This window comes from Agrobacterium sp. ST15.16.024 (assembly GCF_027956545.1).
In the GTDB taxonomy this organism is placed as follows: domain Bacteria; phylum Pseudomonadota; class Alphaproteobacteria; order Rhizobiales; family Rhizobiaceae; genus Agrobacterium; species Agrobacterium cucumeris.
The window spans coordinates 1,411,991-1,431,150 of the sequence record NZ_JAQKGO010000001.1 but is presented as its reverse complement, the minus strand read 5'-3'; the positions used below and the strand labels follow the sequence as shown (position 1 = coordinate 1,431,150).

General features: G+C 59.8%; 17 protein-coding genes and 1 tRNA gene. 16 read left to right on the top strand and 2 right to left on the bottom strand.

Annotated elements, in window-relative coordinates; all coding sequences use genetic code 11:
• Window positions 1–45: 45 nt before the first annotated feature.
• Complete coding sequence (locus PL640_RS07005; protein WP_271361228.1) at window positions 46–765, bottom strand: hypothetical protein; 720 nt, start codon at window positions 763–765, stop codon at window positions 46–48.
• Window positions 766–902: 137 nt separating this feature from the next.
• On the opposite strand from PL640_RS07005, the gene PL640_RS07000 reads away from it, so the two are divergent.
• The 4 genes from PL640_RS07000 to PL640_RS06985 all read left to right on the top strand — a co-directional run bounded on the left by PL640_RS07000 (window position 903) and on the right by PL640_RS06985 (window position 2,097).
• Window positions 903–1,166 carry a hypothetical protein gene (locus PL640_RS07000; RefSeq protein ID WP_046800151.1) on the top strand — a complete coding sequence of 88 codons (264 nt, stop codon included), beginning with the start codon at window positions 903–905 and terminating at the stop codon, window positions 1,164–1,166.
• Window positions 1,167–1,180: 14 nt separating this feature from the next.
• Window positions 1,181–1,408 carry a hypothetical protein gene (locus PL640_RS06995; protein WP_271361227.1) on the top strand — a complete coding sequence of 76 codons (228 nt, stop codon included), beginning with the start codon at window positions 1,181–1,183 and terminating at the stop codon, window positions 1,406–1,408.
• 356 nt (window positions 1,409–1,764) lie between these two features.
• Entirely contained in the window at window positions 1,765–1,917 is a 153-nt protein-coding gene (locus PL640_RS06990) for a hypothetical protein (protein WP_193559496.1), read from the top strand.
• A 90-nt stretch (window positions 1,918–2,007) separates the two neighbouring features.
• A tRNA-Ser gene (locus PL640_RS06985) sits at window positions 2,008–2,097 on the top strand.
• Between the two features lie 145 nt (window positions 2,098–2,242).
• Here PL640_RS06985 and PL640_RS06980 read toward each other — a convergent pair.
• Window positions 2,243–2,587 carry a hypothetical protein gene (locus PL640_RS06980; protein WP_271361226.1) on the bottom strand — a complete coding sequence of 115 codons (345 nt, stop codon included), beginning with the start codon at window positions 2,585–2,587 and terminating at the stop codon, window positions 2,243–2,245.
• 319 nt (window positions 2,588–2,906) lie between these two features.
• On the opposite strand from PL640_RS06980, the gene PL640_RS06975 reads away from it, so the two are divergent.
• The 12 genes from PL640_RS06975 to PL640_RS06920 all read left to right on the top strand — a co-directional run bounded on the left by PL640_RS06975 (window position 2,907) and on the right by PL640_RS06920 (window position 19,142).
• The gene (locus tag PL640_RS06975; RefSeq protein ID WP_271361225.1) at window positions 2,907–3,995 is read left to right on the top strand and encodes a septal ring lytic transglycosylase RlpA family protein; all 1,089 of its coding nucleotides are present in this window, start codon (window positions 2,907–2,909) and stop codon (window positions 3,993–3,995) included.
• 72 nt (window positions 3,996–4,067) lie between these two features.
• On the top strand, window positions 4,068–5,234 hold the full coding sequence (locus PL640_RS06970; protein WP_271361224.1) for a D-alanyl-D-alanine carboxypeptidase family protein: 1,167 nt from the start codon (window positions 4,068–4,070) through the stop codon (window positions 5,232–5,234).
• A gap of 136 nt (window positions 5,235–5,370) precedes the next feature.
• Window positions 5,371–6,045, top strand: a complete 675-nt coding sequence (tmk, locus tag PL640_RS06965; RefSeq protein WP_271361223.1) for a dTMP kinase — start codon at window positions 5,371–5,373, stop codon at window positions 6,043–6,045.
• Window positions 6,038–7,063, top strand: coding sequence for a DNA polymerase III subunit delta' (locus PL640_RS06960; protein WP_271361222.1), 1,026 nt, complete (start codon window positions 6,038–6,040; stop codon window positions 7,061–7,063). The genes tmk and PL640_RS06960 overlap by 8 nt, the downstream gene beginning before the upstream one ends.
• Before the next feature lie 111 nt (window positions 7,064–7,174).
• Window positions 7,175–8,725, top strand: a complete 1,551-nt coding sequence (gene metG, locus PL640_RS06955; RefSeq protein ID WP_271361220.1) for a methionine--tRNA ligase — start codon at window positions 7,175–7,177, stop codon at window positions 8,723–8,725.
• Window positions 8,726–8,736: 11 nt separating this feature from the next.
• Entirely contained in the window at window positions 8,737–9,519 is a 783-nt protein-coding gene (locus tag PL640_RS06950) for a TatD family hydrolase (RefSeq protein WP_271361219.1), read from the top strand.
• A gap of 1 nt (window position 9,520) precedes the next feature.
• Window positions 9,521–10,345, top strand: a complete 825-nt coding sequence (locus tag PL640_RS06945; protein WP_271361218.1) for an MBL fold metallo-hydrolase — start codon at window positions 9,521–9,523, stop codon at window positions 10,343–10,345.
• A 100-nt stretch (window positions 10,346–10,445) separates the two neighbouring features.
• Entirely contained in the window at window positions 10,446–12,227 is a 1,782-nt protein-coding gene (locus tag PL640_RS06940; protein ID WP_271361216.1) for a chloride channel protein, read from the top strand.
• A gap of 423 nt (window positions 12,228–12,650) precedes the next feature.
• A complete protein-coding gene (locus PL640_RS06935; protein WP_271361215.1) occupies window positions 12,651–13,952 on the top strand; it encodes an MFS transporter in 1,302 nt (433 codons plus the stop codon).
• A gap of 59 nt (window positions 13,953–14,011) precedes the next feature.
• Window positions 14,012–15,259 (top strand): efflux RND transporter periplasmic adaptor subunit, encoded by a 1,248-nt coding sequence (locus PL640_RS06930; protein WP_271361214.1) that lies wholly within the window; start codon window positions 14,012–14,014, stop codon window positions 15,257–15,259.
• Window positions 15,259–18,378: an efflux RND transporter permease subunit gene (locus PL640_RS06925; RefSeq protein ID WP_271361213.1), complete on the top strand. Its 3,120-nt coding sequence runs from the start codon at window positions 15,259–15,261 to the stop codon at window positions 18,376–18,378. The genes PL640_RS06930 and PL640_RS06925 overlap by 1 nt, the downstream gene beginning before the upstream one ends.
• Window positions 18,375–19,142, top strand: coding sequence for a 4'-phosphopantetheinyl transferase family protein (locus PL640_RS06920; protein WP_271361212.1), 768 nt, complete (start codon window positions 18,375–18,377; stop codon window positions 19,140–19,142). Before PL640_RS06925 ends, PL640_RS06920 begins: the two co-directional genes overlap by 4 nt.
• Window positions 19,143–19,160 lie beyond the last annotated feature (18 nt).

The window sequence follows — 19,160 nt, the reverse complement described above, 5'->3', positions numbered from 1 at the left end:
CTCCATAAAATGCGACTTTTCGCACGCAATCTGTGCCATGCCGCTTCACGGATTTCCGTCTTTTGCGAGGCGCTGCTCGATATAATGTTTCACATCGGTGTCGAGCTTTTGCCATTGCGGCAGCAGGCCTGAGGAGAATCGGTAAAAAAGACTGAGATCCTGCCCGACGTGGATATCCCTCTGGCAGTCGCTGCCCGTGGCCTCCTGGGGTGTCTGCGGCAGAAGGCAGCGCACAACATAGTCGCTTTCGCCTTCGCGCCGTCCAGTCAGGATAACTTCCTTGCCGTAACCGGAATCGGCACGCAGGCGGTGCAGCAACAATCCGTGCTTCAGCTGTACGGGGTCTCCTTCCGTCAGCCGTGTATAGATCGGCGCGAAGCGGCCGGACATGTCCTGTGACATGGTGCTTTGCGACAGCTGAATATAAATCAGCCCCGTTGCCTCAGCCGGATCGTCGAATATTGCGCGATTCCCTTCCTCGTATCCCTTGAGACCGGGCCAGGTCAGATAAAGATCGACCCGCTCCTGTTCGCCGCCCTCACGACCGGAGGGCAGGCGCAGCGTGTTCTTCGCGAGCTTCAGCCGGTCGTTGCCGATCACTATCTGCACCTCGTCGGTCGCCGTCGTGTGGCCCGCCTTCAGTATGCGTTCGCCATATAATTTGACTCCAAAATTAAGAGCGATGACTGAAACGAGAAGGATTCCGGCGATGATGGCGGCACGGCGCATCAGCGACGATGAAAGCAGGGGTGTTCCGTTCTGCATGGGCGTCCAGATTCGTTCTTGTCGCGGGCGGGATTTCCGGGCCGAAAATTGGCTGACAAAGCTTTAACCTGCGGCGATCGCCATTGAAATGCTGTTTTGCCGCTGCTACCTGATAGGGCGCAAGCAAAGGACGGCATATGGCAGCGCGCGATAGATATTCCCGGAAACTCGAATGTTCCAAATGTGGTCATCAGGGTTTTGCCGAAGTGTCGGAATCAGACGAGAAGAGCCGCGCCGATGTCGATTTTCGCGTCGATGAAATGCCGCGGGGGTTTCGCACCGAACGCGCCTCGGGTGATCCGACCGATTTCATGATCCGTTGCGGCCAGTGCGGCAACATATTTCGTTTCCTGCAGAAAACCGCCTATGCGCCCGGAGGCGAACCGCGCGTGAAGGCCTGAACGGGAGGTGCCGGATGATCATGCCGCAACAACCGAACGGAGCGCCGCCAAGGCGCAAGCCAATCTGGCCGTGGATCGTGCTTCTGGTGCTGACGCTCTGCGCCATCTACTCCTATAATCGCGCCAACGAAATCCTTGCCGAATTGTCTGACACGTTGCCGCCAGCGGTGCTGAACCTGTTCGAGGATATTCTCCGGGGTGGCGGACGACACGGTGATGGCGGCCCCAGCATCGGGGTCTGAATAGACAAACCGACAACAGGGTTTGCCTGCAGGCCGGGTGCTCTCGCACACAGACGTTTTTTTGAGGCGCATAAAAGAAAAAAAGCCCCGCAAACGGGCGGGGCAGGTTGATCGCTCGGGGAAAGTTGGGCAATGCCCGGGAGCGATGTGACTATATAAGCGACAATATTGCTGACGCGATAGGCCACTTCCGTCCCAAACAGTACGCCGGCGCATAAAATTTGCTCAAGTGAGGAGGATTTGAGGAGATGAACTCGCTAAATCTGTCAGGCAACTTGACAGTAAGCCATCCTATTCTTTCGCTTGCCTCGAATTGCACATATTTGGTCCTAACATAAAGAGACATGAGCAGACGCATGGATAAATCCGGAATCTTCTTCGTGGCGCTTTTGCTGGTGCTTGTTGCAATCGTTCTCAGCCTGACGCTGTTTGATTCGGCCGAGCAAGGTCCAACGGTTCCCGCGGGCGAGGGGTCTCTGCTGCCGCCGGCTACAACGCCCGGCCAATGACCGGGTGAATGCGAGACAAGGGACCGCAACGGTGTGCGCCTGCCGGGATTGACGGCCCTTTTCAAACCGCTATAAAGCCTCACCACCGAAGGATGGGTGTCCGAGTGGTTTAAGGAACCGGTCTTGAAAACCGGCGTGCGTGAGAGCGTACCGTGGGTTCGAATCCCACCCCATCTGCCATTCAGCTCAAAAGTGACTCTTTAAAACGCGCAACGATTGCCGATCCTTGTCGCGTCGTCTCGCCGGTGCTGCTTTAATCTTATTCACAACGAAGAAACCCGCCTTTCGGCGGGCTCCAGATTTCACATTGAATCAGATTTCGTCATCAGATTTCGGGGCAACCCCGTTCGTTGGCGAAGGTGATGCGATCCGGGCCGCGGCGGGTGAAACCCTGAACAACGACGCGGCCGGGGGTGACGCGCACGACTTCAGGATCTCGAAGGCCAGCCTCACGGGCGGCGGCGCGGGCTTCGCGTTCGCTGCAGCCGCGCATGCGGGGCGGGCCACGGCGGTCAACGTCTCTGTCGCGATCTCGATCGCGGATGACGGGGCGGACGCCATCGGGACCGATCCTCAATTCCATGTCCTGTGCCCCGGCCGGGACCGGCGCGGCGATGGATACCAGGGCGATGCCAAGCGCCAGACCCGTAGCTTTTATTGACTTGATCATGGTTTCCTCCCTCAGCCGAAAACCGGCGGAAGCTTATTTGTTTGCGGGGAAGAAACGCGGTCGCACTGCCTTTGTTCCGTAATGACGGATGCCGGGTAAGGTGCGGATGAGCGTCAACGGCAGATTTCAGGCACCCAAAAAAGAGATAAATCATTAACCACGTTCATTACAATTTTATCGAATTTGCAGAAGTCGTTCGCATTTTCGCCACGTTATGCACAAGATTAAGCGACTGTTAGGTGCTTCGATGGCAGGGGCAATTAATCGAGGCAAGTGAGGGTGCGGTTCTCCGAGCCAATAGCAGCGTGGGGCAGACGATTTGAATTCTACGGTCAAGAAACTCGGCATCAGCACCAGATCGGGTGCGAAGTGGCTTGCAATTTCCGTGCTTTGCGCTGCGACAGCGTCGTGTTCCACCACGACCGAGACCAAGCCTAAGCCCAAGCGCAGCAAGGAATATTTCTCTGAATCGGAATATGGCGTCAAAGCCAGCCCGCGCGTTGCCGATGGCAAGAGCATTCCCAAGGGCGGCGGGCGAGAGCTGATCGGCAATGCCTATACCGTCAAGGGACGTCGTTATTTTCCGAAAGAAGAGCCGGGTTATAACAAGACCGGTCTTGCCTCCTGGTACGGTTCCGCCTTCCATGGCCGCCTGACGGCGAATGGCGAAGTGTACGATAAAGAACATCTTTCTGCCGCACATCCGACATTTCCGCTGCCCAGCTATGCGCGCATCACCAATACGGAAAATGGCGCTTCGGTTCTGGTGCGCGTCAACGATCGCGGACCTTTCCATGAAGGCCGCCTGATCGACGTTTCCAGCAAGACGGCCGATCTTCTCGACATGAAGGCGACAGGTACAGCGAATGTGCGCGTGCAATATGCCGGCCGCGCCCCGCTTGACGGTCACGACATGCCCTATCTGATGGCGTCTTATATTCCGAAGGGCTCGCGCTCGCCGGGTGTGGCGCCGGAAGGGCAGATCGCAACGGGTGTGATGGTGGCTTCGGCCTCTCCGAATTTCGTTCCGGCTCCTGCCTCCAATCCGAATTATAGCGGTTCGACGCAGACGGCGCTGGTCGGCTCCAAGAAGAATGCGGCCCTGCAGGCCATGCCGCTGGTCAATGGTCCGGCAGCGGTATTCGAGCAATTTGCGATCCTGCCGGAAATCGGTCCGTTCCTGGCCGAGCGTCCCGAAGGAAACTTCATGCGTGAGCCGGCAGCACCGGGCGGCAATTATCTGCGCGTGCCGACACCATCGTCCAAATATGCAGCGGCTTATTCGGAAGAATCTGCTACGGTTTCCCGGACCGCACGTGCCTTCGACAGCGTGCTGGTCGATCGTGGCGCGCTCAACGAGCAATCGATACTCGCCCATGTGAAGCGTCAGCAGGCGAAGTCTCGCTGACGGATTGAAGGGTAGGGCTGCATCCGTTTCGTTTCGGGCGGCCGGTTGCGGCAGGCAGGACTGGGCGGTTTCATGCGCAAGGCCATTTATCGCTCCTATTGTTCGGTCGTCGTCGCGGCCGGGCTGGCGTTTTTCAGTGCGGGTGCGGCGCAATCTCAGACCGCGCCTTTCATCGCCAAGGCCGAACAGGCCTATATGATCGATGCCGAAACCGGCACCGTGCTTCTCTCGCAAAATGAGGATCAGTCGTTTCCACCGGCTTCGCTTGCCAAGCTGATGACGGTGGAGGTGGTGCTGGATGCGCTTTCAAAGGCTCAGGTGACACCGGAGACCGCTTATCCCGTCTCTGAATATGCCTGGCGCACGGGCGGTGCGCCGTCACGAACCTCGACCATGTTCGCGGCGCTGAAATCTTCCGTCAGCATCAACGATCTCCTGACCGGCATCATCGTGCAGAACGCCAATGATGGCTGCATCATCATCGCCGAAGGCATGGCGGGGTCGGACCCGGCATTTGCCAAGCGCATGACCGCGCGGGCGGGCGAACTCGGCATGAACCGCAGCAGGTTTACCAATTCCACGGGGCTTCCTGATCCGGGCAACCAGACAACGGCCAGGGATATGGTGCGTCTTGCCCAGCATCTGCGCGATACCTATCCGGATCGTTATGGGCTTTTCACCAAGCCGGATTTCGAATGGAACCGGATATTCCAGCGCAACAAGAACACACTGCTTGGGAGCGGCATAGATGGGCTCGGGCTTGGCTTTGCGGAAGGCAGCGGCTTTGCGGCCGTGGTTTCGGCTGAGCGGGAGGGTCGGCGGGTCTATCTCGCGCTGTCAGGCATAACAGACGACAAGACGCGGCAGGAAGAAGCCCGCCGTGTGGTCGAGTGGGGCCTCACAGCTTTCGAAAAGCGCCATCTTTTCAGCAAGGATGAAGTGGTGGGGTCGGTCAGCGTCTATGGCGGTGATGCGTCCTATGTCGATCTCTCGCCGAAGGAAGATGTCAGCGTGCTGGTGCCGGTCAACAATCCGGAGCGAATTTCCGGACGGATTGTCTATCGCTGGCCATTGAGCGCGCCGCTGGACGTGGGCGCCAATGCGGGAACGCTCAAGGTTTTTTCCGGTGAGCGGTTGCTGCGCGAAGTGCCGCTTTATACCAAGGGTTCGGTCGGCAAGGGCTCGCTGACCCAGAATGCGGCAGGTGCGTTGAAAGAACTGCTGCTGTTCTGGCTCTGAAAATCCGCGCTTTGCGCCACTTTCCTCTATGCTTTTGTTCAGGCACCGGATTTTCTGAAAAGCGCTTCACACTTTTTGGTTCGATGCTGTAAACAGGCATTTCAATATTTCCGGGAATTCCTCGCAGGACGTGACATTGGCCGAAAAGACTGGATTGTTCATCAGCTTCGAAGGCGGCGAGGGCGCCGGCAAGTCCACGCAGATTCGCACACTCGCCGAGGCGCTTCGTGGTCGAGGCTTCGAGGTGGTCGTGACGCGTGAGCCGGGCGGCTCGCCGGGTGCGGAGGCCGCGCGGCATGTGATTTTGTCGGGTGCGGCGGAATCCTTCGGTGTGCGCATGGAAGCAATCCTGTTTGCGGCGGCGCGCAACGACCATGTCGAGGAGGTCATTCGCCCGGCGCTGGCGCGTGGCGAGATCGTGCTCTGCGACCGGTTCCTTGATTCTTCCCGTGTCTATCAGGGTACGACCGGCAATCTGGAGCCGGATTTCATCGAGACGCTGCAACGCATTGCCATCGATGGTGTGGTGCCGGAACTGACGCTGATCTTCGACATTGCCGCCGAAAAGGGGCTGGCCCGCGCCAGAAAACGGGCGGATGAGGGGGCTGCGCCCGACCGGTTCGAAAAAGAGGAAATCGAAACCCACGAGAAGCGGCGGGAAGCCTATCTTGATATAGCGCTTGCCGAGCCGCGTCGCTGCCGTATCGTCAATGCTGACCAGCCGGAGGATAAGGTGGCGGAGGATGTGAGGTCCTTTGTCGAGCCCTTGCTCGGACAACTGGGAACTGCGGCGGGCGCGGCGCATGAGTGAGGTTCAGGGCGTTCTCGACGGCGCGATTGCGCCACAGCAGAACACGAAGCTTTTCGGGCATGAGGAAGTCGAAGCGTTCCTCGCCCAATCCTATCGCTCCGGCAAGGGCCATCATGCCATTCTCATCGAGGGGCCGGAAGGGATCGGCAAGGCGACGCTCGCCTTCCGTTTCGCCAATCATGTCCTCAACCATCCCGATCCGTCTTCGGCGCCGGATGTTCTTGCCGATCCCGATCCGCAATCGCTTGTCAGCCGGCAGATCACGGCCGGGGCGTCGCACAACCTGTTGCATCTGACCCGTCCGGTGGATGAAAAGACCGGCCGCGTGAAATCCGCCATCACCGTGGATGAGGTGCGGCGGGCCGGGCATTTCTTCTCGCAAACCTCTGGCACCGGCAACTGGCGCATCGTCATCATCGATCCGGCCGATGATCTCAACCGCAATGCCGCGAATGCGATCCTGAAAATACTGGAGGAGCCGCCGAAGCGGGCGATGTTCCTCGTCCTGTCGCACGCGCCGGGCAAGTTGCTGCCGACCATCCGCTCGCGCTGCATGCCGCTTCGTCTGCTACCGCTTTCCGATGCGGATATGGTGCAATCACTCGATCATCTCGGTATCGGCTCCGCCGGCGAAAAGCGCGATGCCCTGATTGCTGCCTCGAAGGGCAGCGTGGCGCAGGCGCTCAAGCTGATGAATTACGGCGGTTCCGACATTATCGAGGCCTTTGCCGAGGTCATGTCTGCGGAAGGGCCGGGCGCCCGCAAGAAGATGCACAAGTTGGCCGAAGTTCTGGCGCAGAAGGATGGCGACATCGTTCTCGGCTTCTTCATGGAGCATGTGACGGAAGAGCTGATGGAGCGGGCCCGGGCGGCGGCAATGGCGGGTGACATCGCGGCGGCGGAAAGACATGCGCGGCTATCTTCGATGCTTGCGGAGCGCATCAGCGTGGCGCAGGCCTATAATCTCGACAAGAAGCAGATGGTGCTTTCCATTCTGGAAGATATCCGTTCGGTTTAGGTGCCGGGGTACGAATCATACCCAAAATGGGGAAGTTGCTGTTTCGCTGCTGCGAACAATGGTTTAAGAGCGGTCTATCCAAAAAACAGCCTGTAAAGTCGATAGACCGTCATGACAGACAAGACACCATTCTACATCACCACCGCGATCTCCTATCCCAACGGCAAGCCGCATATCGGCCATGCCTATGAGTTGATTGCGACGGACGCCATGGCACGTTTCCAGCGCCTGGATGGAATGGATGTTTTCTTCCTGACGGGCACCGACGAACACGGCCAGAAGATGCAGCAGACGGCGCGGGCGGAAGGCATTTCGCCGGAAGAGCTGGCGCAGCGCAATTCCGACCAGTTCCGCGCGATGGGCAAGCTGCTCAACGCCTCGAATGACGATTTCATCCGCACCACGGAAGAGCGTCACCACGAGACCTCGCGCAATATCTGGAACCTGATGGCCGATAGCGGTGACATCTACAAGGACAGCTATGCCGGCTGGTATTCCGTGCGTGACGAAGCCTATTACGGCGAAGACGAAACGGAAGTGCGCGCTGACGGCGTCCGCTATGGGCCGCAGGGCACACCGGTGGAATGGGTGGAAGAGGAAAGCTACTTCTTCAAGCTCTCCGAATACCAGGACAGGCTGCTGAAGCTCTACGAGGAAAACCCTGAATTCATCGGCCCGGCCGAGCGACGCAACGAGATCATCTCCTTCGTCAAATCCGGCCTGAAGGACCTGTCGATTTCTCGCACCACCTTCGACTGGGGCATCAAGGTTCCGAACGATCCCAAGCACGTCATGTATGTCTGGGTCGATGCGCTGACCAACTACATCACCGCCACGGGTTATATCGAAGACAGGAACGGCCCGCGTGCCAAATACTGGCCGGCCGATGTGCACATCATCGGCAAGGACATCATCCGCTTCCACGCGGTCTACTGGCCGGCCTTCCTGATGAGCGCCAAGCTGCCGCTTCCCAAGCGCGTCTATGCGCATGGCTTCCTGCTCAACAAGGGCGAGAAGATGTCGAAATCGCTCGGCAATGTCGTTGATCCCGCCAATCTGGTTGCTCACTTCGGCCTTGATCAAGTGCGGTATTTCTTCCTGCGTGAAGTTTCCTTCGGCCAGGACGGCAGCTACAGCGAAGAAGGCATCGCCACCCGCATCAATGCCGATCTTGCCAACGGCATCGGCAATCTCGCCAGCCGTTCGCTGTCGATGATCGTCAAGAATTGCGATGGCCAGATCCCGGCACCCGGCGCGTTCACCGACGAAGACAGGGCGATGCTCGCTTCGGCCGACGGCCTGCTGGCGGTGTGCCGTGAGGAAATGGGTAAGCAGCTCATCCACCGCGCACTCGCTGCCATCATCGCCGTCGTTTCGGAAACCGACCGTTATTTCGCATCGCAGGAGCCATGGGCTCTGAAGAAGACGGATCCGGAGCGCATGGGCACCGTACTTTACGTCACGGCGGAAGTGGTGCGCCAGATCGGTATCCTTCTGCAGCCCTTCATGCCGGAATCCTGCGACAAGCTGCTTGATCTCGTGGCAGCGGCCGCTGACAAACGCGATTTCGCAGCGCTTGGCGAGGCTGGTCGTCTGGTTCCAGGCACGCCGCTCGAAGCACCGAAGCCGGTCTTCCCGCGTTACGTTGCGCCGGAAGCGTGAAGGCGAGGCCGATGCTGATCGATACCCATTGCCATCTGGATTTTCCTGACTTCGATGCTGAGCGCGATGACATCATAGCCCGCGCCCATGCCTCGGGTGTGAGCCAGATGGTGACGATCTCGACCCGGGTGCGCCGTCTGCCCGAGCTGTTGAAGATCGCGGAAAAATACCCGTCGGTTTTCTGCTCGGTTGGTACACATCCCAACAGCGCAGCCGAGGAACTGGATATCTCGGCTGACGATCTGGTTCGGCTGGCTGAGAGCCACGACAAGATCGTGGCGATCGGTGAGGCGGGACTGGATTATTTCTACGATACGCAGAAGCCGGAAGACCAGAAGACCGGCCTCATTCGCCATATCGAGGCGGCAAGACGGACGAAGCTGCCGCTCGTCATTCACAGCCGCAGCGCCGATGACGACATGGCCGCTATTTTGCGCGCGGAAAGCGACAAGGGAGCATTCCCCTTCATCCTGCACTGCTTCTCCGCTGGTCCTGAGCTGGCGAAAACCGGTGTCGAACTGGGCGGGTATGTTTCCTTTTCGGGCATTCTCACATTCCCGAAATCACAGGATATCCGCGATATTGCCGCAACCGTCCCGCTTGACCGGCTGCTTGTCGAAACCGACGCGCCTTATCTTGCCCCCAAGCGCTGGCGGGGAAAACGCAACGAGCCTTCCTACGTGGTCAATACGGCGGAAGTTCTGGCCGAGGTGCATGGTGTTTCTTTCGAGCGCATGGCCGAAATCACTACCGAGAACGCCTTCCGCTGCTTTTCGAAGATGACAAGGGTGTAGCGTGTCAATCTACCGTCGTCGCTTCACGGTTCTCGGCTGCGCGTCTTCGCCCGGTGTGCCGCGCATCAACGGCGACTGGGGTGCCTGCGATCCCGAAAATCCGAAGAACCGGCGCACGCGCACGGCCTTCATGGTGGAGCAGATCGGCCCGGATGGCGGCAAGACAACTGTCGTCATCGATACTGGACCGGATTTTCGCGAACAGATGATTGCCGCCAAGGTGGAGGCCGTCGATGCGGTGCTTTACACCCACGCCCATGCCGATCATCTGCATGGCATCGACGATCTGCGCATCTATTTCGCCATCCAGCAAAATCGCATTCCGATCTATGCCGATCCCGTCACCATGGCGCGCATATGGGACGGTTTTGCCTATTGCCTGGAGACCCCGCCGGGCAGCAGTTATCCGCCAATCGTTGAGCCGCGGATCATCGCCGACATCAACGCGCCGGTGACTATTAACGGGGCAGGCGGGCCGATAGCTTTCAACGTGCATATGCAGCAGCATGGTGATGTACATTCGCTCGGCTTCCGCATAGGCGATGTCGCCTATTGCACTGACGTCAGCGATTTTCCGGCTGAGAGCGTGCCCAAGCTTGCCGGCCTTGATATTCTCGTCATCGACGCGCTGCAGCACCGCTACCACCCCAGCCATCTTTCGCTGGAACAGGCGCTTGGCTGGATCGAAAGATTCGCACCCAAACGGGCGATCTTGACCCATATGCATATTCCGCTCGATTATGAGACGGTAATGCGTGAAACGCCTGATCACGTCGAACCGGCTTACGACCAGATGCGTTTTGAAGTGGAGTTCGAAGCGCCCTGAGCAAGTCTCTCAAGACCGGTTGCCGGTTCTGGAGCAGAGACGTGCTTTGAAACACTAGTACAGGCGCGTCGCGCTTTGACGTTGCCTGAGAAGGAACAGCATGTCGACCCGGCCTTTCCGTGCACCCAGTATGGCGAGCTTTTTCGACAATCTGCGCGCCAGCCGGTTGCGGGCAATGTTCCGTCGCGGCGAACTGGGGCTGGTGGCTCTTGCCGCTCTCATCGGCATTGCAGCGGGCCTTCTGGTGGCGCTGATCGGCGCGTTGAGCACGGCGCTGCATGTGCTGGTCTTCGGTACCGAGCGGCTGAGCAGCAGCGACCTCTCAGGCCCCGTCGTGCTTGCCGGACCGATCGTCGGCGGCATCGTGCTTGGCCTGATTATCTTCATTCTTTCAAAGACCCGCAAGAAACCGATGGTCGATCCGATTGAGGCCAATGCCCTGCATGGCGGCCGCCTGTCGCTGACGGACAGCATCATCGTCTGCGTGCAGAACATCGTCTCCAACGGTTTCGGCGCGTCCGTCGGGCTTGAAGCCGGTTATACACAGATAGCCAGCGGCGTGGCCTCGAAGATCGGCATCAAGCTGAAACTGCGGCGAGGGGATATGCGCATCCTCGTCGGCTGTGGTGCGGCGGGTGCGATTGCGGCGGCCTTCAATGCGCCGCTGACGGGGGCGTTTTACGCCATCGAACTCATTATCGGCACCTACACCGTCGTGACGCTTGCGCCGCTCATCGTGTCGGCGCTGGTGGCCACCACCGTTATCGGGATTATCGGCGGTCATGGCCTGTCGATCGATATTGTCGATGCCAGCCGCGTGACGCCTGCGGATTACGTGCCCGCCATCTTTCTGGGAGTCGTGTGTGCTGCGATCGGCATCGTGCTGATGCAGACGGTTTCCTTCATTGAGGAGACGGCCCGCAAAAGCGCCATTCCCGGCTGGCTGCGTCCGGCGATTGGCGGCGTGGCGGTCGGCGCTCTTGCGCTGATTTCACCGCAGGTCCTGTCGAGCGGCCATGGCGCGCTGCATCTCAATATTGATGCCGAACTGACGATTTACGGGCTGGCTGGGCTCTTCCTGCTGAAAGCGGCGGCCAGCGCCATTTCCATCGGTTCCAATTTTCGCGGCGGCCTGTTTTTCGCCTCGCTGTTCATGGGTTCGCTTCTGGGTAAAGTTTTCGCGCTCTGCGCCCCCTATATCGGCTATGGCTCGACAGCGCCCATCGTTTATGCCGTGATCGGTATGAGCGCCTTTGCCGCCGCCATCATCGGTGGCCCTTTGACGATGACGTTCCTGGCGCTGGAACTGACGGGTGACTTCCAGATCACCGCTCTGGTGCTCGCCGCCGTCATCACAACGTCGCTGGTGGTGCGCACGACCTTCGGTTACTCCTTCGCCACGTGGCGTTTTCACCTGCGCGGTGAAAGTATCCGCAGCGCCCATGATATCGGCTGGATCCGCGACCTCACCGTTGGCAAAATGATGCGCGCCGATATCCGCAAGGCCAATGTCAGCATGGGGCTCCCGGCCTTCAAGGAGAAGTTCCCGCTCGGTTCGACACAACGGGTGATCATGACCCATGATGACGGGCGTTATGCCGGCATCGTCCTCGTACCGGAAATTTACGCCGATCCGATGGATCGTGATCCGAGCAAGATCAGCCTTGAGACCTATCTCCAATATAAGAACGACGTGCTGTTGCCGACCATGAATGCGCGTCAGGCCGCCGCCGCCTTTGATGCCACGGAAAGTGAAGCGCTGGTTGTCGTTAACGACAAGATAGAGAACCGACCGGTTGGTCTGCTTACCGAAAGCCATACGCTCAGGCGCTACAGCGAAGAGCTGGAACTGAGACGCCGGGAGGCGTCCGGAGAGCTGTGAATTTAGATTAGAAAATTCTTTTTATATATTGATATAATTCGCATTTCTTTACGAATACGGAAATTAGCACGGCTTGATATGTTCACGCGTGAAAACCATGCAAGCGCAAGTGTCGAACCTGTGACGCCCTGACCTTCAAGCCATCTCAACGTCCTGCATTCATGCACGGTCCAATGTCTGGAGCGCGCTAGCCCGCACGGCGTTCTCGCTGCCTTCCTGATTTTTCTCGTGCCAGCTTGACAAAAAAGACTTCTCCATAATAAATAGACTGACTACTTAATTAATGAAATGCCTGATGCTTGTGAGTGGGCGAGCGGGGTTGCTGACGTGACCTGTCGCGCGCCTTGGCGCAGCCGTGCGCCCAAGTCATTTGCCGCCGTCATCATCGCCCGCAGCACTGGTCGGTGAAATTTGGAGATCGTAATGCCTTCAGACAGCAGCCCTGCCGAGACGATGCGCCTTACGGCGGCATATGCTGATCTCGACGCCGGTTCCGGGGCAGGGCCTCGCGGACTTGGTCTTCCGCACAGCCGCATTCCGCTTTACGGCATCATCCTTGCCGGCGCCCTGTCGCTTTTCGGCAATGCGGTGGCCGGCGTCGTGCTGCCATGGATCGTGCTTTCCCTGACAGGCAATGCCGCATGGACCGGGATTGCGGCGGCGGCCGGCATGATGCCGCTGGTGATCGGCGCTTTTTTCGGCGGGCCGATCGTTGACCGTTTCGGTTCGCGTGTCGTTGCCGTTACCGCCGATCTTGCCAGCGCATTGAGCGTTGCAGCCATTCCGTTGCTGATGATGGCCGGACAGCTGGATATCGGCCTGCTGATCGGCCTGATCGTGATCGGCGCGCTTCTCGATGGGCCGGGCATGATCGCCCATGATGCAAGGGTGCCGGAACTCGCCCGTGTTGCACGCATGCCGATCGAGCGGGTGACGTCGATTGATGAATTGCTGGAAAACACTGCGCTGATCTTCGGCCCGCCGGTCGCCGGCATCGCAATCGCCGCTTTCGGCATTGAATATGCCCTGCTGATCACGGCCGGTTGCTCGCTGCTTGCCGCCGTCATCGGCGCGATCTGCCTGCCGCGTCATCGCCGCAGGATCACCGATCCGGACAAAGGCGGTGCGGCACTTGCGGGCCTGCGCTTCCTGCTGACCGAACCGCTGCTGCGTCTCATGCTTGTCGTCGCCATGGTGATGCTGGCGGTTTTCGGTGCGCTCAACGCCGTTGTTCTACCTGTGCTTTTCAAAGCAAGCGGGGCGGATGTTCTCGACCTCGGCCTGTTTCTCGCGGTTTCCGGGGCAGGGGCGGCCTTTTCGGCTGTCACCTTTGCCATATGGGGCCATGGCTGGAACGGACGCTTTGTGCTTCTGGCGGGCATATCCGGCGCCACGCTGGCGATCGGCCTGATAGCCTTCATTGAGACCGGTCCATATCTATTTTTCGCGGCTGCCTTGATCGGCCTGTCGACCGGGGCGCTTGGCCCGCTCGCCAATGCGATGTTCCTGAAACGCGCACCGGCCTCGATCCGGGGCAGCGTGCTTGGGACGACCGCGGCAATTGCCATGATGGCGACGCCGCTCGCCGTGCTGATCGCCGGTTTCGGCATGGAGGCTGTCGGTCCCGCATTGTTCCTGTGGGGGCTGACGGCAACCCTCTGTTTGCTGGTGCTCTGGGTTCTCCTCAGCCGGGCGACGCGGATGCTCGGCAAATCGCCGCCATGATCGGGGAGCCGTCGCAATCCTCCCATCTCCTTCAATTTCCCATCCGGACCGCTTCCATCATGACCGAACCGAACTCTATCGCTGAAAATTCCACCGGATATGCCGAGCCCACATCTGCCGAAAAACGCAGGCGGGGTTTCACCACCAGACTGTTCTGGTGGGGGGCGGCAGCTGCCGCTTTTTTGGGTGTCACTGTGTGGCTGATGCTGGCTGGCGAAGAAACACCGGCAGCGGCGCAGAATGCGCAGGCCGCCAAAGTGTTGCCGCATGTGTCCGTTGTTGCGGCAGCGTCCTATGACTTTAACGCGAGCCAGGATGTGGCCGGTCTTCTGGCCGCCCGCAATGATATTTCGATCGGAACGGCCGTGACCGGTCAACGCATTGTCGAGGTTTCTGTTGATGTCGGCGATACCGTCGCCGCCGGGCAGCTGCTGGCGCGGCTGGAGAGCAAGACGCTCGCCGCACAGGTCCAGCAGACGGAGGCCAATGTTGCCCGTTCGCGTGCTGCGCTTGCGGAAGCCGAGGCCGCCGAGATCGAGGCAAGCGAAAATCTGCGTCGCGCAGAAGGGCTTTCCGGCTCCAGCGTCAGCAAGGAGCAGCTTGGCCAGCGGCGCGCTGCGGCGGCCATGGCGGCGGCGAAAATCGAAGGCGCGCGGGCGGAACTTGCCGGCACGCAGGCGCAGCTTACCCAGAACCGTCTTGAACTGGAGCGTACCGAAATCCTGTCGCCCAAACCCGGCGTCATCACCCAGCGTTACGCCCGCATCGGCGCGATGCCCGATAGCACTGAACCGTTGTTTCGTCTGTTGCAGGATGGAGAGTTGGAGTTTCTGGCCGAAGCGCCGGAACGGGTGCTGCCGTCGCTGCAGGCCGGCCAGTCGGTGACGATCACTGTCAATGGTGTCAGCCGGCCCATTCAGGGCACCATCCGTGTCGTCGAACCGGCGGTCAACACCCAGAGCCGCCTCGGTATCGTGCGGATCGCCGTTCCTCCGTTCGCCGATCTGCGCGCTGGCGCATTTGCCCGTGGCAAGGTCGATCTTGGTGAGTACCGGTTCCGTGTCGCCGTGCCGGAGGCGGCCCTGCGGCTGCGCCGTGAAGGCACCGCACAGCTCGTCGTGGTCGATCACAATGACAGGGTGGCGCGACGCACCGTTCGCCTGGGGCAGGCGCAGAACGGCATCATCGAAATCCTTGAGGGGCTGGAGCCGGCCGAACGTGTCGTTGAAAGCGCCAGTGCTTTTCTGCGTGACGGCGACCAGATCGTCGGCGTGGATGAGATGGCGCAGAAAGGGGAGGGACGTTGATGACTAATATTTCGTCCTGGGCCATCCGCCGTCCGATCCCCACTCTCGTTCTCTTCCTACTGTTGACGATCGTCGGCATCCAGTCCTTTTTGAAGTTGCCGGTCAACGCCAATCCCCGCGTCGATTTTCCGATCGTCACGGTGTCCATCGCCCAGGCCGGTGCTGCCCCGGCCGAACTGGAAACACAGGTGACCCGGCGTGTCGAAGGCGCGATCTCAGGCCTCGCCGGCATCCGGCATATCCAGTCGACCATCGGTGATGGCCTGTCGACCACGACGGTGGAGTTCCAGCTCGGTATCGACACCGCCCGCGCCACCAATGATGTGCGCCAGGCGGTCTTGCAAATCCGCACCGAAATGCCTCGGGACATCGAGGAGCCGATCATTGCCAGTCTCGATGTCGAGGGTGGAGCGATCCTCTATTTCGCCGTTCGTGCACCGCAGATGTCGCCCGTCGATCTCTCATGGTTTGTCGACGAGACAATTGCGCGAGAACTCCTGACAACCAAGGGCGTGCAGCGCGTGCAAAGGCTTGGTGGCGTCAGCCGCGAAATCACGGTGCAGCTTGACCCCGACCAGCTCATTGCCTTCGGCATTACCGCCGAGGATATCAACAATCAGGTTCAGGCGTTCAACACCAATGTGCCCGGCGGCAGAAGCCGGCTCAATGAAAAGGAACAGTCGATCCGCGCCGTCGGCGGCGCGATTACCGCCGGCGAGCTTGCGGAACGGCCGATCAGCCTTCCCAACGGCCAATGGACGACGCTCGCCACGCTTGGCAAGGTAACGGACGGATCGGCCGAGCCGCGCGAGTTGTCGCGCCTTGATGGTGAACCGGTGGTCGGCTTTTCGGTGTTCCGGGCCAAGGGTTCGAGCGATACGGCCGTCGAGAATGGCGTGAACGCCACCATCGCCCGGCTGACCGACACTTATCCGGGCGTCGAAATCGATCGGGTGCTTTCGACGGTCGATTATACGAGGGCGAGCTACGAGGTCGCCATGGAAACCCTGATCGAGGGCGCGGTGCTGACGGTCGTGGTGGTGTTTTTCTTCCTGCGCGACTGGCGTGCGACGCTGATCGCCGCCGTTGCCATGCCGTTATCGATCCTGCCTACGTTTGCGGTGATGCTGTGGCTTGATTTCACCCTCAACAGCATCACCCTTCTGGCGCTGACGCTGGTGATCGGCATTCTCGTTGATGACGCCATCGTTGAGGTAGAAAATATCGACCGCCACCTGCATATGGGCAAGCGGCCGTTTCAGGCGTCGATCGATGCGGCGGACCAGATCGGTTTTGCGGTTCTGGCAATCACCGCCACCATTGTTGCAGTGTTTCTGCCGGTCAGCTTTATCGGTGGGGTGATCGGGCAATATTTCAAGCAGTTCGGGCTTACCGTTTCGGTCGCAGTCCTTGCCAGCATGCTGGTTGCGCGTCTCGTCACCCCGCTGATGGCCGCCTATCTTCTGGCGCCGAAGGCGGTGAAAGTGGAGGAGCATGGAGCGCCGAAATCACGCCTTGGCCGGGCTTATGTTGCGCTTCTCGAGCTTGCGCTGCGCCACCGGTTGAAAACCTGTGGCATTGGCGTTCTAGTGCTGGTGGGTTCCTTCCTTCTCGTTCCACTGCTGCCATCGGGTTTCCTGCCGAGCGACGACCGCAGCCTGTCGCGAATCCAGATCGAACTGCCGCCGGAATCGACGTTGCGCGATACGGATGATGCCGTGCAGTCGGTAACGGCGGCGCTCCGGCAAATGCCGGAGGTCAAAAGCATCTTCGCCTCTGTCGGCCGCACTGATGACGGGCCGGATGTTGCCCGCGCTTCGCTGCTGGTCAATCTGGTGCCTTCGTCCGAGCGGACGCTTTCCCAGCGCCAGTTCGAACTGGCTGCCGCAAACGTCATAGCCCGCACGCCGAATATTCGCTTTGCATTCCAGAACGAAAATGCGGCGCGCGATATTTCCATCATTCTCGTCGGCGATGCGCCGGAGAAGCTCGCGGCCGCGGCGTTTGCCGTCGAAACAGGAATGCGCGGCCTTGCCGGCATTGCCAATGTGCAGACCATCGAACCCCTGCCACGCGCCGAATTGCAGATAAGGCCACGTTTCGATGAAGCGGCCCGGCTTGGCATTTCCACGCAGTCCATCGCCGCCGTCATGCGCATTGCAACCACGGGCGATACCGACGCCAACTCCGCCAAGTTCAACATTGGCGACCGGCAGGTGCCGATCCGCGTGATGATCGACAGGGATGCGCAGAGCAATCTCGATACGCTCGGCATGCTCAGGGTGTCGGGGGCAAATGGCAGCGTGCCGCTGATGTCCATCGCCGATCTTTCGGTTTCGGAAGGGCCGGGACAACTCAACCGCTTTGACCGTCAGCGCCGCGTGACAATCAGTGCCGATCTTGCCGGCATTCCGCTGGGCGTGGCGCTGGAGCGCATTCACGCCTTGCCTGCCATGGCGTCGCTTCCAGCCGGGGTGCGGGAAGTGCAATATGGCGATGCGGAATATATTGGCGAGATGTTCCAGAGTTTTAGCGCGGCCATGCTGTTCGGCCTGCTGATGGTGCTCGCCGTACTGGTCGTTCTGTTCAAGGATTTTCTCCAGCCGATCACCATTCTCGTGGCGTTACCGCTCTCGGTGGGGGGAGCGATCGTCGGCCTCATGCTTTACGGCGGCGCCCTCGATCTGCCGGCCGTCATTGGCCTGTTGATGCTGATGGGCATCGTTACCAAGAACTCCATCCTGCTGGTGGAATTCGCCATCGAGAAGCGAAACAACGGCCTTGACCGCCATCGAGCGCTGGTTGAATCCGGGGTTGAACGTGCCCGGCCGATCATCATGACCACGCTTGCCATGGTTGCCGGCATGATGCCGGCGGCGCTGGGCGTGGGGGCGGATGCCGGTTTTCGCGCGCCGATGGCGATTGCCGTCATTGGCGGCCTCATCACCTCCACCCTGTTGAGCCTCGTTTTCGTGCCTGTCGTTTTCACCTATATGGACGATCTGCGCGGCTGGCTGGGCCGCAGGTTGCAGCGCCTCACTTCCGTCACGACTGCTGACCGGGCAGGCGCGGAACAGCTGATGACCGGCGGAGCCGAAACGTTGCGGGGGCAGGGATGATGCCCGGCCACCAGATTTCAGGCACCAACGCACCCGTCATGCGAGACGATATTGCCGCCGCCGTTTGCCGTTCGGAGGGTTTCCTGTCCGGCCCAGTTTTTCTCGATACCGGCTCGGAAAATGTCGTCGCGCTCGAAGCGCAATATCATCTGCCCTGCTATCGGCCAGCGCTGTTCGACAGGCTGGAGGTGGTGATGCCAACGCTGCTTGCCGAGGCTGTTCCCAAACGGCAGGCCGAGTTTCTCGCAGGGCGTTTTCTGGGGCAGGCGGCGCTGAAGCTTCTGGGCAGGCCTTCCGTTCCGATCGGCATCGGCAACAAGCGCGAGCCTGTGTGGCCGCCGGGCATATCCGGTTCCATCAGCCATTCCCACGGCATATGCGTCAGCATGGCGACGCTGGACGGTGAAGCGATGGTTGGCGTTGACATCGAGAAAATAGAACCTGGCGCGGTTACCGAGATCATCCTGAAACGCGCCCTCGACACGCTGGAGCGAGAGCTGATTGCCGACCGGGAACAATGCGACGGTCGGGTGCTGCCTTTTCTGGTGTTTTCCGCCAAGGAGACGCTGTTCAAAGCACTTTATCCGATCGTTGGACGTCACTTCGATTTTCATGCTGCACGTCTTTTCGAGAGGCCCGACCGTGACGAATTGCGGCTGGAGCTGACACGCCCGCTGCATCGGTCACTTCCGGCCGGCAGCCGTTTCCATATTCGTTTTTCAGTGACAGGCAGTTTCGTCCGCACCTGGCTGATTTGTCGTTAAAACCATGTTTTCAAGGAG

Bases quoted from the DNA above. Each gene is read 5' to 3' on its own strand.
- PL640_RS07005 (WP_271361228.1), bottom strand. From the start codon at position 765: ATGCAGAACGGAACACCCCTGCTTTCATCGTCGCTGATGCGCCGTGCC.
- PL640_RS07000 (WP_046800151.1), top strand. From the start codon at position 903: ATGGCAGCGCGCGATAGATATTCCCGGAAACTCGAATGTTCCAAATGT.
- PL640_RS06995 (WP_271361227.1), top strand. From the start codon at position 1,181: ATGATCATGCCGCAACAACCGAACGGAGCGCCGCCAAGGCGCAAGCCA.
- PL640_RS06990 (WP_193559496.1), top strand. From the start codon at position 1,765: ATGGATAAATCCGGAATCTTCTTCGTGGCGCTTTTGCTGGTGCTTGTT.
- PL640_RS06980 (WP_271361226.1), bottom strand. From the start codon at position 2,587: ATGATCAAGTCAATAAAAGCTACGGGTCTGGCGCTTGGCATCGCCCTG.
- PL640_RS06970 (WP_271361224.1), top strand. From the start codon at position 4,068: ATGCGCAAGGCCATTTATCGCTCCTATTGTTCGGTCGTCGTCGCGGCC.
- PL640_RS06960 (WP_271361222.1), top strand. From the start codon at position 6,038: ATGAGTGAGGTTCAGGGCGTTCTCGACGGCGCGATTGCGCCACAGCAG.
- metG (WP_271361220.1), top strand. From the start codon at position 7,175: ATGACAGACAAGACACCATTCTACATCACCACCGCGATCTCCTATCCC.
- PL640_RS06950 (WP_271361219.1), top strand. From the start codon at position 8,737: ATGCTGATCGATACCCATTGCCATCTGGATTTTCCTGACTTCGATGCT.
- PL640_RS06940 (WP_271361216.1), top strand. From the start codon at position 10,446: ATGTCGACCCGGCCTTTCCGTGCACCCAGTATGGCGAGCTTTTTCGAC.
- PL640_RS06935 (WP_271361215.1), top strand. From the start codon at position 12,651: ATGCCTTCAGACAGCAGCCCTGCCGAGACGATGCGCCTTACGGCGGCA.
- PL640_RS06930 (WP_271361214.1), top strand. From the start codon at position 14,012: ATGACCGAACCGAACTCTATCGCTGAAAATTCCACCGGATATGCCGAG.
- PL640_RS06925 (WP_271361213.1), top strand. From the start codon at position 15,259: ATGACTAATATTTCGTCCTGGGCCATCCGCCGTCCGATCCCCACTCTC.
- PL640_RS06920 (WP_271361212.1), top strand. From the start codon at position 18,375: ATGATGCCCGGCCACCAGATTTCAGGCACCAACGCACCCGTCATGCGA.